We start from the raw sequence: 14,914 nt of genomic DNA on the forward strand, positions 1-14,914 counted from the left end.
CAGCTGCATCCACCCGATGCATCACACAAAAGACCCGACAAGGAAACCGATGAATACCGTAAGCGAACCCCTCCTGACAGACACCCCGGAGCAGGATCAAGAGCACTACCACCAGGCCATCCGCCGCGCACTGGACCGCACCCAGGCCATCATTGAATTCACGCCCACGGGCGAGATCGTCAGGGCCAACCGGCTGTTCCTGGAAGCCGTGGGCTATGAGCTGGAGGAACTGCAGGGTCAGCACCATCGCATCTTCTGCGGTCCCGAGTATGTGAAATCGCCGGAATATCGCAGCTTCTGGCGCCGACTGGCCGACGGACAGGCCGAGCACGGCCAGTTCCTGCGGCAGACCAGGGACGGACAGCAGATTTGGCTGCAGGCTTCCTACAACCCTGTGCTGGACCAGGACGGCAGGGTCACCGGCATCATCAAATTCGCCTCCGATATCACCGAGTATCGCCAGCGCAGCATGGAGCATGCCGGCATGATGGAGGCCATGGCACGCTCCACGGCCATCATCGAATTCGACCTGCGCGGCCAGATCCTGGGGGCCAATCCGAATTTCCTGCGCACCATGGGCTACACCCTCGACGAAATCAAGGGGCAGCATCACAGCATGTTCTGCCAGCCGGCACAGATCCAGTCGCCCGCCTATCGCAACTTCTGGGCCGATCTCGGCGAAGGCCGTTTCCAGGCCGGACGATTCGAACGCCTGGCCAAGCATGGCGTACCGGTCTGGATCCAGGCCAGCTACAACCCCATCCTCGACGAGTCCGGCAAGATCATCAAGATCGTCAAGTTCGCCTACGACATCACGGCCCAGGTCAGCAAGGAAATTGAAATCAGCGACAGCATCAGCGAAATCAAGGGTTCGATGACTGCGCTCACTTCCTCCATCGAGACCATCTCCACCGAGACCGAGACCACCCTCACGCGCGCCCGCATGGCCATGAGCGCTGCCAGCCAGGGCAAGACCACGCTGGACCGCACCATCGGCTCGATCGGCGAGATCCAGACCTCGGCCAAGCGCATCAACGAGATCGTCGATCTCATCGCCGGCATTGCCGGCCAGAGCAACATCCTGGCCTTCAATGCGGCCATCGAAGCGGCGCGCGCCGGCGAACACGGCATCGGTTTCTCGGTGGTCGCCGACGAGGTCCGCAAGCTGGCCGAACGATCCACCCATGCTGCGCGCGAGATCTCGGGCGTGATCGGCCAGACCCTGCTGCTGATCGACCAGGGCGTGCGCCAGTCGACCCAAGTCACGGACGCCTTTGCCGACATCTCGCAAACGGTGGACGGCACCTCCGCTTCGGTCGATGCCATCCGCGCCTCCAGCGCCCAGCAATCGCGCGAGACCCGCAGCGTGCTGGAGGTGCTGACGCGGCTGGACGCCATTGCCCACCAGGCATGACGATGACGGCCGATGCTCTGTGCCTGCCGGGCGGCGTGGTGTGCACCCTCGACGGTGTGGATTTCGCCATGGCGCTGCCGGCCGTACGCACCGCCCTGCCGCTGTCGGACCTGCCGCCGCCTTTGCCGCGGCGCGCCGGCGCCTGCGTCGGCCTGGTGACACTGGAAGGAAGCTGCATTCCCCTGCTGGACCTGCGGCGCTGGCTGCAGTGGCCCAGTCCCGAGCGCACTTGCCCCGGCGATGCGCAGGTCGCGCTGATCCTGCAGTGGCATGGGCGCCAGGTGGCCATCAAGGTCGATGCCACCAAAGCCGTGCTGCGCGAGCCGCTTGCGCTGACCACGCTGGCCCAGCGTTCGGCCTCAGGTGAAGACCTTTTCCAAAGCGCAGTCAGCGTACCCGCCATGGGTGCGCTCCCGGTGCTGGACGAAGAACGGCTGTTTGCCTTGTGTGAAGTCTGGCAGCAGGCGGCCGACGACGGGAAGCCTGCCACCACGGCCTCTCCCGCCCCTGTCCGCAGCGAGCAAAACAAGATGCTGCTGGCCCGCTTGCGTATCGGATCGCAGCAATTCTGCATCCCGTCGGCCGAGGTGGTCGCCGTCGATGTGATGCCCGCCATCTCCAGCATCGCGCTGCAATCGGCACTGCGCGGCTATACCAGCTGGCGCGGCCGCAAACTGCCGGTGCTGCCAACGGCCCTGCTGGGTGCCGATGGCCAGGCCGACACGCCCTACCTGGCGGTGGTGCAGCACGCCGGTGCCTGGGCCGGCATACCGGTGAGCGCCACCGAGGGCGTCCATGCACAGGACATGACTGTGCTGCGGCCCGCCGCCGAGGCCGGGCTGTGCGCCTCTGCACTGGTACGCGGCCTGCTGGCCACGCAGGAGGGCGGCCACATGGCGCTGCTGGATGCGGCAGCCCTGACCAGCTTCTGTCCGCTGGGGAACGATACGGCACCGAGCGCGCAGGATACGTCCCTCAGCCGGACAGGTCCCCTGAACACTTCGGCGCACATGATCGTCAAGGGACGCCACGACTGGGCCTTGCCGATGGACGAGGTGATACGCGTGACCACCCTGCCCGACAACCTTGTCTGGCAGCATGGCGTGAGCGGCGATGGCCAGCCCTGGAGTGTGGCGCACATGATCCACGAGGGCCGCAGCCTGGCCGTCTGGAACATCGACGCGCGGGTGCTGGAGGGGCAGGATCGCCAGCGCGCCGCAGCCGGCACGGGCGGCGGACACAGCGTGGTCATCGTCCGTACCGGCGACAGCGAGGCCGGCGTGGTCTTCGACACGCCCCAGAAGATCGTGGCGGCTTCAGCCTGTCGCCGCGTTTCCCTCCAGGGACAGGGTGGCCGGCGCATGCACCTGGTCCTCACCCGCCAGGCTGACGGCAACGACGAGCACACTTACGCACTGTGGGACCACCGGGAGCAGCTGGGTCCGCTGCAGGCCAGCGCGGCGGCGCGCGCCGGGCCGGCCGCTGCAGGGACGTGCACAAGTTAGAGAAGGCATCACATCGGGCAGCATTCGGGGGATACGACGCTGCCAGGGACTCACAACAATAATTCGACAACCATGAACAGAATCACCCGAAATACCGGGCTCTTCCTGCTGATCGCATTGAGCCTGCTGCTGGCGGGCATCGCCGGCCTGTCCCAACTGAACCAGAAGGAGGTGCGCGACAGCCTGACGCTGGACAGCCGCTGGATCCGCGACGATATCGAATCGCTGCTGCGCCGCTATGAACACGGACTGCGCGGCACCCGCGGCGCCATCCTGGCCATCGGTGCCAATGACCTGAGCCGGGAGAAGCTGCTGCGCTACATGGACAGCCGCGACCTGACCCAGGAGTTCCCCTGGGCCGGGGGCTTCGGTTTCATCCGCTACGTCACGCAGGCCGATCGCGCAGCCTATGACAAGAAGGTGCAGGAGGATCACTTCCTGTTTTCCAGCATCACCGAGATGACCGCCAATCCCGGCGAGCGCTACGTCATCGAATACATCGAGCCCATCGGGCCCAACCGCCAGGCGCTGGGACTGGACATCGCCTCCTCGCCGCAACGCCGCTCGGCCGCCGACCACGCCATGCTCACCGGCCGCGCCGAACTGACCACGCCGATCAGGCTGGTGCAGCGGCAAGGCAATACCGCCAACGGCTACCTGTTCCTGCTGCCCATCTATGCCGGTTCGTTCACCCCGCCGACCATGGAACAGCGCCAGGACAAGATCATCGGCTGGGCCTATGCGCCCTTGTCGGTGCACGACATTCTCTCCGAACTGAACCGGCGCTGGAGCATGCATGCGCTGGAGATCCTGGTGGAAGACGTGGCCACGGATGAACCCACCGTGGAGCTCTTCCGCAGCGACGGTTTTGAGCAGCTCGCTGGCGCCGTCAGTCTCGATACCGCCTTGCCCCTCTACGGGCGGGCCTGGAAACTGGTCGTGCGCGCAGCGCCCGAGTACACGCAGGCCCACCAGTTCATCAGCGACCGCTCCATGCTGCTGTCGTGCGCCACGCTGGTCATGCTGATCGTGGCCATCGCCCTGGCTTACCATAGTTTTTCCACCCGCGAAGGCAAGCTGCAGGAAGCGCGGGCACTGTTGGCCGCGGTGGTGGAAGGCTCACCGGACGCCATCGTGACCACCGACGCCCGGGGCATCATCACTTCCTGGAACAAGGGCGCCACCGAGACCCTGCGCGTACCCGAATCCATGGCGCTGGGCACGCCCCTGGCCACGCACGCGGCGCTGCACGAATTGGACCAGCGCCGCAGCGCGCTGCAACCGCAATACGACTTGGTCGCCGCCGCTGACCGGCACGAATCGCCCCACGTGATCAGCCTGCATGGCCAGGCCGTGGGCTATGCCTCGGCGCTGCTGTTCCCCTTGCGCAACAGCAGCGGAAAGCAGATCGGCAAAGCCTTCATGCTGCGCGACGTCACCCGCGAAAAACGCATCGAACGTGAACTGCACCGCATCAACGAGGAACTGGAACTGACCGTGCAACAGCGCACCCATGCGCTGCACCAGGCCAAGACCATGCTGCAGACCGTGCTCAACGTGATGCCCTCGCTGGTCGGCTACTGGGACAAGCATCTCATCAACCGCTTCGCCAATGCCTCCTACGAACGTATTTTCGGACGCGGCCCCGGCGAGATCACAGGCATATACATGCCCGACCTGGTGGGCTACGAGCTGTTCGAGGCGGCCTGCCACATATCGATGCCGTGCTGGCCGGCCAGAAGCAGACCTTCGAGCGTACGTTCACCGATGCCGTCAACGGATACAAGCACGTCCTGACGACCTATATCCCCGACATCACGGAAGAAGGCGAGGTGATCGGCTTCTATGTGGTGGCCCATGACGTCACCGAAATCACCCATAACCGCAACCAGCTCAGCGATGCGCTGGCGCAGAACCAGTCGCTGCTGGACCAGGTACAGCAGTCCAACGCCCTGCTCAACAACGTGCTCAGTTCGGCCACCGGCGTAGCCATCATCGCCACAGCACCGGATGGCGTGATCACGCTCTTCAATCGCGGGGCCGAACGCATGCTGGGCTATCGCGCCGAGGACGTGATCGGGCAGATGAAGGAAGAAGCCTTCTCGGGCCGCCTCAACAATCCCGCCATCCGTGCCCAGGCGACACTGGACGAGAAGGCAGTCAGTGACCTGCGCTATCGCCGCAAGGATGGCGTGACGCTGCCGGTCACGCGTCAGCAAACCTCCATGCTGGATCACCGCCAGCGCCACATCGGCGACCTCTACATTGCCATGGACATGAGCCTGCAACGCCAGCAGGAAGCCGAACTGGCAGCCGCCCGCGACCAGCTGATGCTGGCCGCCGAAGTAGCCAAGCTGGGCGTGTGGGTCTGGGACCGCGCCGGCGACACCTTTGAATTCAACCGCCAGATCGCCGAGATCTACGGCATCAGCGATGGCCGCAGCGCGCAGGTGACCACCTATGAAGGCTGGCGCAGGCGCGTGCATCCCGACGATGTCGGCTATGTGGAATCGGCCCTGCAGGCGGCGCTGGCCGGTACCGGAGAATTCGAACCGGTGTTTCGCGTAGTGCGCGCCGACGGCAGCATCCGCTTCGTGCAGGCACGCGCCCACGTGGACCGCAACGGCATGGGCGCGCCGGTGCGCGTGATCGGCATCAATCTGGACATCACCCAGCGCATCGAATTCGAAAACAACCTGGTCGAGGCCCGTCTGAAAGCCGAACAGGCCAACTCCGCCAAGAGTCTGTTCCTGGCCAGCGTCAGCCACGAGATCCGCACCCCCATGAATGGCGTACTGGGCATGATCCAGCTGCTGCAGAGAACGCAACCGCAGCCGGCCCAGCGCGACTACCTGAACAAGGCCGAGATCTCGGCCAAGTCGCTGCTCAACCTGCTCAATGACCTGCTGGATTTCTCGAAGATGGATGCCCAGCAGGTGCAATTGGATTTGCAGGCGTTTTCGCTGGAGCATTTCCGCCACGACCTGACCGCAATCCTGGCCGGCAACCCGCCGCAGGAGGGCGTGAGCCTGCACATCGAACTGGATGGCGACCTGCCGCAGCGCGTGGTGGGCGATGTCTATCGACTGCAGCAAGTGCTGGTGAACCTGATCAGCAATGCCCTCAAGTTCACGCATCTGGGCCGCATCGACGTAGCACTGCGGCGGCTGGCGGCGGACAACACCCGGCAGGTAATGCTGCGGGTGGAGGTCAGCGACACCGGCATCGGCATTGCCCCGGAACGCCTGAAGGACATCTTCGATGCCTTCACCCAGGCCGAAGCCTCCACCACCCGCCGCTATGGGGGCACCGGGCTGGGGCTGGCCATCAGCCGCCATCTGGTGCAGCTCATGGGCGGCCAACTGCAGGTGAGCAGCGAACCGGGATACGGCAGCCGCTTCTGGTTCGACCTGCCCATGGAGATCGAGGACGCCACGCCGCTGTCGCAGGCGCCTGCAGCGCACGAGCACACGCAGGCCGAGCATGCGACCGCCGGCGAGGCTGCGCGCGAACTGGAAGGCGTGCATATCCTGCTGGTGGAAGACAATGCCGTCAATCGCCAGGTCGCCACCGGCCTGCTGTCCCTGTATGGCGCGCACATCAGCTGCGCCGAGAATGGCAGCACGGGCGTGGCCATGGCCAGTGATCCCGAGCGCCACTACGACCTGATCCTGATGGATCTGCAGATGCCCGGCATCGACGGTATCGAAGCCACCCGGCGCATCCGTCGCCAGCAGGATCTGCGCCACATCCCGATCCTGGCCATGACCGCCAATGCCTCGCCGGAAGACCGCCGCCGCTGCATCGATGCCGGCATGGCGGGACACATCGCCAAGCCCATCGACGTGAGTACGCTGGTGCCGACATTGCTGTCGCATCTCCAGCATGACCGCAGCATCGCTGCGCAAGAGCCGCTGCCCGCTGAGGCCGCGCGCGTCGACGTGCAGCCCGCCGACCGCCAGCAGGTCGACCTCCATGCCGATCTGATGCGCCGCTACCGTCAGGCCAGCGACGTCTATCGCACCACGCTGGATGCTGCCGGGCCGGAACTGGAACGCCTCTTCGCGGACTACGACACAGTGCTGGCGCAGGCTTCGCCGGGCGGCATCGAGCAGGCCGCCCATGCGCTCAAGGGCTTGTGCGCCACCATCGGGGCCAGCGGCCTGGCTGCGTATTTCGCCGGGATCGAGCGCGTGTGCCGCGCTGGCGAAGGTGTGCCGTCCGATCGTCTTTTCCCAGCCTGGCGCGAAGAACTGATCGCGGTGCGGCGCGATGCGGGTGTGGTCTTGCAGCAACTGGCGATGCAGGCGCTGCAGGGGGTTTCCGGCTCACCGGGGCCGGCTGCGCCGCAGGCCGGCGCGGAGCCGGCAACGGCGACAGCAGAGGCTTCCGATTTCCCTGATAGGCAGGCGCTGCGGGCTTTGCTATTGTCGAGCAACCTCGAAGCGCTGGACCTGGCCGAAGCTATCGGCAAGCGCCATGGGCTGATGCGCCAGACGCGCTACCAGCAGTTGTGGGAACTGATCGAGAAACTCGACTTCCCGGCGGCGTTGGCCCATCTCGATGACCATTTCGGAGAACCTCGTTGAAACGCATCCTGGAAGAACTTTCCTCCCTGCGCGGCAGCCGTCCGCGGGTCCTGCTGTGCGATGACCAGCCCATCAACATCCGTCTGGCCAATGCCCTGCTCAAGGGCGACTACGAGATCTTCATGGCCACCAGCGGCATGCAGGCCATCGAGCTGTGCGAAAAGGTGGCGCCGGACCTGATCCTGATGGATGTGAACATGCCCGGCCTGAGCGGCTACGAGACCTGCGAACGGCTCAAGCAGAACACCGCTACGCTGGGCATTCCGGTGATCTTCCTGACGGCGCTGAAAAGCGAAGAAGACGAGGTCAAGGGCTTCGATGCGGGCGGGGTGGATTTCATCAGCAAGCCCATCAACGGCACGGTACTCAAGGCACGTGTACTGACCCACCTGACGCTGAAGCTGCAATCCGATTTCTATCGCAACATCGCCGTCACCGATTCGCTCACGGGCCTGTTCAACCGCCGCAAATTCGACAGCGAACTGGCCGAGAAGTGGGAGCTGTGCAAGCGCTCCGGCCAAGCCATGTCGCTGCTGATGATCGATATCGACTACTTCAAGAAGTACAACGACCATTACGGCCACCAGGCCGGCGACCACTGCCTGGCCGAAGTGGCACACGCCATCCGCAGCAATTTCCACCGCAGCTACGATTGCGTGGCGCGCTATGGCGGTGAGGAGTTTGCCTGTATCCTGCCCATGGCCGGTCCCGAACAGGCCCTCACGCTGGCCAACGCCGTGTGCGAATCCGTGGCCCGCTTGCATCTGCCGCATGCCCGCTCGGAAGCCAGCAAACACGTCACGCTGAGCATCGGCGTGGCCTCGGTACAATGCCCCGGCCACAGCAGCACCCCGGCCTCGCTGATCGCCCTGGCCGACCAGAACCTCTACCAGGCCAAGGCGCATGGACGGGCCCAGGTGTTCGGCGGGGCGCAGGTCGACGCCGCCACCCAGGCCCCGGTGCTCTGACCAGCCAGTGCGCCCCAGCGCCACTGCACCACCTGACAATACCCTCCCGGCCGGGGCCGCCATGCCGGCCCCGGACCAGCCCCAGCACTTGGCCCCAAGCGCGATTTGGGCCCGTTGCGGCCGGGGGTGAGGCGCTCAGTGGGGCGTGCCCGGCCCCCGCCAGTCGCTCCGCCACAACGCGATCTCGAATAAATACGAGGTATTTTTCGAATTAAATTGAACTATCTGTCCTGATTTTCAGCCTTCGTCGACTATTTTCGACATCCCGGTAAAACTGCGTTCTCTTCCCGCATGTCCTCGACTCCGGAGCGCAGCCCGCCCCGACGAGGGAGCGGGCTAGCCCATCGACCCGTTCGATGCGTCCGTATCGGTCAAGGAAGAAAACATGACAACTGCACATCTCGCTCATATCGTCGGTGGTGAAGATTCCCACGGCGGACCGCTGGTCCGCCTGCTGGAGGCCGCCGGATTCCACGTCGCCCACCACCCTTCGGCCGACCAGTTCCTGCAACAGACCACCGGCAACGCCCCGGGCGGCATGGTGCTGGAAGTTCACATGCAGAATCTGGATGCGCCGCGTCTGCGCTCCCTGCTGGATGAACGCGAACTGGGCCGCCCCCTGATCGTCATCACGGGAGCGCCGCCGGCCACTGTCCCGGAAGACATCCGCTACGGCGTGCGCCCGGAAGGAGCCCCACGCCTGCCGCAGTCACCCACTGCCGAGCACGGTACCCCGCCGATGCTGCGCCAGCAGCTGGTGGAGGCCTTCCGTGGCGCGCTCATGCCCTTCGATGAATCCGGCCCGCAGATGCAGCAGCGGCAGGAACACTACCAGCGGCTCAAGACCCTGACGCGGCGTGAACGTGAAGTGCTGGAACGTCTGGTGAAGGGGCGGCTCAACAAGCAGATCGCCGCCGAACTGGGGACCTCGGAACGGACCGTGAAGGCCCATCGCCAGCAGGTCATGCGCAAGATGAACGCGGGTTCGCTGGCCGCGCTGGTGGCGGCGATGACGCGCTACTGAGTGAAGAAAAACAACGGGCGGCCAGTGCCGCCCGCTCCCCCTGCTCCATCAAGTCCGCCGGCGCTCAGCCGGTGACCGACTCCTCCGATTCCACCCGATTGCGTCCGCTGCGTTTGGCCTGGTACAAGGCCTGGTCGGCACGCGCGTAGGCTTCTTCGAAATCCGTGCCCGCTGCGGCCCAAGCCACGCCGAAGCTGGAGGTGACCGGCCGCGCCGGCAGGCACTGGAAGCGTTCGCCGGCAATGGCCTGGCGAATCTTGCCGGCCAGGACCACGGCCTGATCCAGTGCCACGCCGGCCAGCAGGATGGTGAATTCCTCGCCCCCCACGCGGCCGATGACGCCCTGGCCGGCAAGAGTGGTGCGCAGGCGTGCGACCAGTTCGCGGATCACGGCGTCGCCGGCCGGGTGGCCGAACTCATCGTTGATGCGCTTGAAGAAATCGATGTCCAGCACGACCAGCGACATCGAAGAGTGCTGCAGGATCTGGTGCGCCTGCTCGAACACCGCGCCGCGATTGAGGGCACCGGTGAGATTGTCATGGCGCGCCTTGTAGTCCAGCTCATCACTCAGTTGCTTCAGGCGCGCATTGAGCAGGTTCAGCTCGCGCTCGGTGCGGTCGCTGCGCGAGATCAGGCGGCGGCTCTGGCGCATCAGCTGGCCATAGTGCTGCACCAGTTCTTCGAGCGCCGCGCGATGGCTGGCCGGGTCGCTGGCAGGATCGGCCAGCACCGCATTGGCGCGGTGCAGGGCTTCGGCTTCGGCCGCGAAAAGGTCGCCGCCGTCCATCAGCTCTGGACCGCGTGATCGTGGAAGACCAGTGCGGAGAAATCTTCCTGCAGCTCCTGGCCGAATTCGAAGATGGTGTCGTCTTCCTCATCGTGGTACCAGTTCAGGACCACTTCGGTACCGCTCTCGGCCTTTTCGTTCAAGGCATCGAAGAGCGAGAACAGCATCTTGGTGCTGGAGCTGTTGAAGTAGGCCAGGGCCACGTTGACGGTGATGGTGCTGCCCTGCTCATCGTCGGCCAGGAAGCGGCGCAAGGTGGTGATGATCTCGCCCCAGAACTGGGCGGCATTCTCGGGATAGGATTCGCCCTTCAGCGAAAGCGTGCGCTGGTCGAAGCGGAAGTCCACTTCGGGAGAGCTGGCGCTGGCGGCGATGAATAGATTGTCCATGGTGTCGTGTGTCAGAGGCAGCGGGCCCTCAGATGGTGGCCCGGAGATAGAAGGTCTGCGCGCCGTCGTCGGCGGGCTGGGAGAATTCGAAGTCCAGCGGCGCACTGGCATCGCGCGCCACCGTCAGGAAACCGAGGCCCGCACCCTTGCTGTCGGCCGGCGTTTCGGCGCGCAGCATTTCCTTGTAGGCGGCCTTGATTTCTTCATTGGTCAGCGAGCGCAGGTGTTCCAGTTTCTCGCGCAGCTTGTCGGCCATGTCAGCATCGACCGGATTGGCGCAATGCAGGAAGTAGTGGCTATCGGTCTGGGTGATGTAGACCGCCCCGTGGCGCATTGGCGGCTCTGTGACTTTTCCTTCCTTCTCATGCAGGTCTGCCGAGTAGTGCACGATGTTCTGCGCCATCTCGATGAAGGAAGAGAACAATTTGCGCCGGGTCTGCGCCAGCGCGCCGGTGTGCTCGGCGCGCAGTTTCACGGCCTCGGCCATGGCGGCGATGATGGTCTGGGAAAAATAGCCGACGTAGTAGAAGACGATGTCGCGCCGTGCGACATAGCTGTGGAACTCCGCCCACTCCTGCTGGATACCGTTCATGCGTGTGTTCCGTGTTGAGAATCTTGATGAGCGGCGTCCAGGCGGACGCCGAAGAAACAGATATCGTCACGCCGCCGCTGCGTGCCCTGGTAATGCGCGTGGATGTCCATGACCACGCGGCCCAGCGCCGGCATGGCCAGGCTGCCGTGTTCCAGCAGGGTGCGGCACAGGCGCTGCTTGCCGAAGGCGATGTGCTTGGGGCCGCCGATCTGGTCGATCACGCCATCGGTGCAGACGAAGATCATGGACCCCGGTGCCAGGTGCTGGCTGTGGTTGTCCCACTGCATGTCGTCGGGCGTATCGACGTAGCCCAGACCGACGCGCTTGCCTTCGATGGTCAGCACCTCGGTGCCATCGGCTACCAGCAGGAACAACGGCATCTTGGCGCTGCTGCTGGTGAGGGTGCGGGTGGCGCTGTCGAACCAGAAGAAGCAGGCATCCATGCCGTCGTCCGATTCGGAGGGCTTGCCGGACTGGCCGTGCTGTCCCAGCACGCGCTTCATGCTGCGGTTGACCTCACGCATGAGACGCGCCGGATCATGCGGGCCGTGCAGTTCCAGCGCCTGCTTCAGCGACGACGAAGCGATCAGGGTCAGGAAGGCGCCCGGCACGCCATGGCCGGTGCAGTCCGCCACCGCAGCAAACCAGCCACCGGGATGCGGTTCGAAATGATAGAAGTCGCCGCCGACCACGTCGCGCGGTTCCCACACCAGGCAGGCATCGGCCAGCGCCTCGGTCATGGCCGCTCGCGAGGCGCTCAGCATGGCGCGCTGGATCACGCTGGCGTAGTCGATGCTTTGCATGACCTGGCGATTCTTCTCTTCCTGCATCGCCACCAGTTCGCGCATGAGCGCCAGGCCCGCACCGAGCCCGGCCAGCTGGCCCTGGTCGACGATGATGAAACCATCGGCCAGGGTCTTGTCGCCCGAGGCCACGGCCAGTGCGCCCAGGGTTTCGATGGGGGTATCGGCTTCGACGATGAGGGGGTCCTTGTCCATGAACGCGATGCAGCTCTTGCGCTCGTAGAGCTCGCGGTGATACGGCTTGGACATCTGGGACATGAAGATGTGGCGGCTGATGAGCCCGATGGGCCGCTGCCGCTCCACTACGGGCAGGCTCACCAGCTCCTTGTGCTGGCCGAAGATCTCCAGGACGGTAGCGTTGTTCTCATCGAACTGCACCACCGGCACCTGGACCGCCAGCGCTCCCGCTGTCGGTTGGAACAACTTGCTCCCTGTCGCCGGAGTCAGACTGAAATGACTTTCCACCGTGCTCGCCCGCGTCGTGATTTTTGGATAGACCGGCGATCATATTTCATTCCTGTGACAACAATGTGACGCTGTTGAGCGACAATCAACCAACTACGCGACACGATGCGTCTTGTCAGATCACGAAGAACCCATGCGTCCCATCCCTCCCCAATTGTTCCACCAAGCCGAATTCCCAATCGAGATAAGCCTGCATGGCGCTGGCCGCATTGTCAGTCCCTTCATAGGGACGGCGATAGCGGTCGATGCGCGGCGACAGCAGATGGGTCTCGCCTTTTTCCAGCGGCAGGCCGGCCTGTGACCAGGCCGCGTTGCCGCCTTCCAGCAAAAACACCGGCTGGCTCACCAGCGCCTGCAAATCCGGCACGGCGAACTGCGCCAGCAAGGCGCTGCCGCAGGTGATCACGAAGCGCGTGGCCGAGGGGAAGCGGCGCGCTGCTGCCGCAATCTCCGAGCGCAACACGAACCAGGCCCCCGGAACATGTCCGGCCACATAGCGCGCGCTCAGGGCCACATCCAGCACCACCGTACCGTCATCGGCCTGCAGCCAGCGCTGCAACTGCTGCGCGCTGATGCGCTGCTCGGGCCGCAGCGCCGCCACCGGCAGCTCGCGCGGGGCGTCGCCGCTGACCGTGAAATCGGCCGCCGTCACGCCGTCGACCACGAACACTTCCCACGCCATCTGTGCCAGCCAGGAGGCGGTCATGTCAGCACGCACGCCATCGTCATCGACCAGCACGATGCGGGCGCCGCGCACGGGGGCATTCATCTCGGTCTCCTGCACCAGCTGTCCGCCGGGCGCGGAGAGGAAGCCCGGCAGATGTCCGGATCGGTATTGCTCGGGCGTGCGTACATCGAATCGATAAACGGTGCGGTCCGGCTGCGCCAGTTCGGCCAGCCGTGAAAGCGGGATGCGCTTGACGCCGGCACGATCGGCCACGCTGCGCGCCTGCCGACGCGCCTGCTCGCGCTGGCTGGCCTCGACCGTTTCCGGGAAGCGACGCGCCTGTCCGTGTTCCAGCGCCTGCCCCGCCAGGGTCCAGCCGATGGTGCCATTGCGCAATGCATGGACCGGATTGGGCAGGCCTGCATTGACCAGCGACTGCGTACCGATGATGCTGCGCGTGCGGCCCGCACAGTTGACGATCACCCGCGTCTTGGGATCGGGCGCGATGGCGGGCAGGCGCAGCACCAGCTCCGCGCCCGGCACGCTGATGGAACCGGGGATGTTCATGTTCTGGTATTCGTCGAAGCGGCGCGCATCGACCACTACCACGTCTTGACCGCTGTCGAGCAGGGCCTTGACCTCTTCGGCGGCCAGCGACGGCGTATGCCGCTTCGATTCGACCAGTTCGCCAAAGGCCTTGCTGGGCACGTTCACATCCTGGAACAGCTCGCCCCCCGCTTCGCGCCACCCCCGCACGCCACTGGCCAGCACGCCGACCCGGCTGTAGCCGAGCGCACGCAGGCGCAGCGCGGCGCGCACGGCCAGGCCTTCGCCATCGTCGAGCGTGACGATGCGCACATCGCGGCGCGGCAGGCGCGCAAAGGCATTCAACTCCAGATGCGAAAACGGAAAATTGGCCGCAAACAGCGGATGGGATTGCGCATGCGGCGCTTCCTCGCGCACGTCGAGCAGGGCGATTTCCTCGCGCGCCAGCAAGGCGGCGCGCACTTCGGCATAACTGACAACGGGCAGGGCGGCAGTAGCGTGTTCTTGACTCATGAGGTAGCAGTTTCGATGGACAGGTCCCAGATGTTGGGCAAGGTGGAATTGGAATAACCCGAGGTGAACGGCACCCGCCGTCCATCGGGATGGTAGACCGAACGCCGCACCGCGCCGATGTTGGCGCCATAGACGTGGATGCTGACGGAGACCTGGTCGGCATGGGCATTGCTGACCTGGTGCACATCGTGCAGCGAGGGCAAGTCAGGCGAGACCGCCTCCACCTGCCCCGCCTGCAACAGCGTGCGTTCGCCCACGGGCAGCAGTTGCTGCGCCTGCCAGGCAAAGGATTGCGCGTATTCGGCCCCGCGCAGCACGCCGATCAACCCCCAGACCGTATGGTCATGTATGGGTGTGCGCTGGCCCGGCCCCCATACAAAGCTCACCACCGAGAAGCGTTGTGCCGAGTCGGCATGCAGCAGGAACTGCTGGTAGCGCTCGGGATGCGGCCGGGCATAGGCATCGGGCAGCCAGTCATCGTGGGCGACCAGTTGGCGCAGCAAGGCGCCGCCGCCGTGCAGGATCGCGGCCTGATCGGCCTGCACATCGAGCAGCCCGGAAAACCCGGTCACGAATTCGCGCAAGCGCCAGAGCTGCTTGCCAGCTGGATGGGGTGTGGACATGTCTCCCTTTCTGTAGACAACGGATGGCT

12 protein-coding genes are annotated in these 14,914 nt (G+C 65.0%); 6 read left to right on the forward strand and 6 right to left on the reverse strand.

Going from position 1 to position 14,914, the window contains the following annotated elements:
* The first annotated feature begins 49 nt into the window (after window positions 1-49).
* The 6 genes from ACLRDN_RS19520 to ACLRDN_RS19545 all read left to right on the forward strand — a co-directional run bounded on the left by ACLRDN_RS19520 (window position 50) and on the right by ACLRDN_RS19545 (window position 9,500).
* Entirely contained in the window at window positions 50-1,414 is a 1,365-nt protein-coding gene (locus ACLRDN_RS19520; protein WP_413457642.1) for a methyl-accepting chemotaxis protein, read from the forward strand.
* 2 nt (window positions 1,415-1,416) lie between these two features.
* Complete coding sequence (locus ACLRDN_RS19525; RefSeq protein ID WP_413457643.1) at window positions 1,417-2,919, forward strand: chemotaxis protein CheW; 1,503 nt, start codon at window positions 1,417-1,419, stop codon at window positions 2,917-2,919.
* Window positions 2,920-2,991: 72 nt separating this feature from the next.
* A complete protein-coding gene (locus ACLRDN_RS19530) occupies window positions 2,992-4,716 on the forward strand; it encodes a CHASE domain-containing protein (protein ID WP_413457644.1) in 1,725 nt (574 codons plus the stop codon).
* Window positions 4,644-7,508, forward strand: a complete 2,865-nt coding sequence (locus tag ACLRDN_RS19535) for an ATP-binding protein (RefSeq protein WP_413457645.1) — start codon at window positions 4,644-4,646, stop codon at window positions 7,506-7,508. Before ACLRDN_RS19530 ends, ACLRDN_RS19535 begins: the two co-directional genes overlap by 73 nt.
* Window positions 7,505-8,476: a diguanylate cyclase gene (locus tag ACLRDN_RS19540; RefSeq protein WP_413457646.1), complete on the forward strand. Its 972-nt coding sequence runs from the start codon at window positions 7,505-7,507 to the stop codon at window positions 8,474-8,476. Before ACLRDN_RS19535 ends, ACLRDN_RS19540 begins: the two co-directional genes overlap by 4 nt.
* Before the next feature lie 385 nt (window positions 8,477-8,861).
* Window positions 8,862-9,500 (forward strand): response regulator transcription factor, encoded by a 639-nt coding sequence (locus tag ACLRDN_RS19545; protein ID WP_413457647.1) that lies wholly within the window; start codon window positions 8,862-8,864, stop codon window positions 9,498-9,500.
* A 64-nt stretch (window positions 9,501-9,564) separates the two neighbouring features.
* Here the strand turns inward: ACLRDN_RS19545 and ACLRDN_RS19550 are convergent, their stop codons facing one another.
* The 6 genes from ACLRDN_RS19550 to ACLRDN_RS19575 all read right to left on the reverse strand — a co-directional run bounded on the left by ACLRDN_RS19550 (window position 9,565) and on the right by ACLRDN_RS19575 (window position 14,885).
* On the reverse strand, window positions 9,565-10,287 hold the full coding sequence (locus tag ACLRDN_RS19550; protein ID WP_413457648.1) for a GGDEF domain-containing protein: 723 nt from the start codon (window positions 10,285-10,287) through the stop codon (window positions 9,565-9,567).
* Complete coding sequence (locus ACLRDN_RS19555; protein WP_088755620.1) at window positions 10,287-10,676, reverse strand: DUF1987 domain-containing protein; 390 nt, start codon at window positions 10,674-10,676, stop codon at window positions 10,287-10,289. Before ACLRDN_RS19555 ends, ACLRDN_RS19550 begins: the two co-directional genes overlap by 1 nt.
* Window positions 10,677-10,704: 28 nt before the next feature.
* Window positions 10,705-11,268 carry a SiaB family protein kinase gene (locus ACLRDN_RS19560; protein ID WP_413457649.1) on the reverse strand — a complete coding sequence of 188 codons (564 nt, stop codon included), beginning with the start codon at window positions 11,266-11,268 and terminating at the stop codon, window positions 10,705-10,707.
* On the reverse strand, window positions 11,265-12,536 hold the full coding sequence (locus ACLRDN_RS19565) for a PP2C family protein-serine/threonine phosphatase (protein WP_413457650.1): 1,272 nt from the start codon (window positions 12,534-12,536) through the stop codon (window positions 11,265-11,267). The genes ACLRDN_RS19560 and ACLRDN_RS19565 overlap by 4 nt, the downstream gene beginning before the upstream one ends.
* A 115-nt stretch (window positions 12,537-12,651) precedes the next feature.
* Entirely contained in the window at window positions 12,652-14,262 is a 1,611-nt protein-coding gene (locus tag ACLRDN_RS19570) for a rhodanese homology domain-containing protein (protein WP_413457651.1), read from the reverse strand.
* Entirely contained in the window at window positions 14,259-14,885 is a 627-nt protein-coding gene (locus ACLRDN_RS19575) for a cysteine dioxygenase (RefSeq protein WP_413457652.1), read from the reverse strand. Before ACLRDN_RS19575 ends, ACLRDN_RS19570 begins: the two co-directional genes overlap by 4 nt.
* Window positions 14,886-14,914 lie beyond the last annotated feature (29 nt).

Origin of the sequence: Herbaspirillum huttiense (genome assembly GCF_047300815.1) — a bacterium.
In the GTDB taxonomy this organism is placed as follows: Bacteria; Pseudomonadota; Gammaproteobacteria; order Burkholderiales; family Burkholderiaceae_D; genus Herbaspirillum; species Herbaspirillum huttiense_A.

What these genes read in the sequence shown, in the direction of transcription:
- ACLRDN_RS19520 (WP_413457642.1), top strand. Translation starts at nt 50, where the DNA reads ATGAATACCGTAAGCGAACCCCTCCTGACAGACACCCCGGAGCAGGAT.
- ACLRDN_RS19525 (WP_413457643.1), top strand. Translation starts at nt 1,417, where the DNA reads ATGACGGCCGATGCTCTGTGCCTGCCGGGCGGCGTGGTGTGCACCCTC.
- ACLRDN_RS19530 (WP_413457644.1), top strand. Translation starts at nt 2,992, where the DNA reads ATGAACAGAATCACCCGAAATACCGGGCTCTTCCTGCTGATCGCATTG.
- ACLRDN_RS19545 (WP_413457647.1), top strand. Translation starts at nt 8,862, where the DNA reads ATGACAACTGCACATCTCGCTCATATCGTCGGTGGTGAAGATTCCCAC.
- ACLRDN_RS19550 (WP_413457648.1), bottom strand. Translation starts at nt 10,287, where the DNA reads ATGGACGGCGGCGACCTTTTCGCGGCCGAAGCCGAAGCCCTGCACCGC.
- ACLRDN_RS19555 (WP_088755620.1), bottom strand. Translation starts at nt 10,676, where the DNA reads ATGGACAATCTATTCATCGCCGCCAGCGCCAGCTCTCCCGAAGTGGAC.
- ACLRDN_RS19560 (WP_413457649.1), bottom strand. Translation starts at nt 11,268, where the DNA reads ATGAACGGTATCCAGCAGGAGTGGGCGGAGTTCCACAGCTATGTCGCA.
- ACLRDN_RS19570 (WP_413457651.1), bottom strand. Translation starts at nt 14,262, where the DNA reads ATGAGTCAAGAACACGCTACTGCCGCCCTGCCCGTTGTCAGTTATGCC.
- ACLRDN_RS19575 (WP_413457652.1), bottom strand. Translation starts at nt 14,885, where the DNA reads ATGTCCACACCCCATCCAGCTGGCAAGCAGCTCTGGCGCTTGCGCGAA.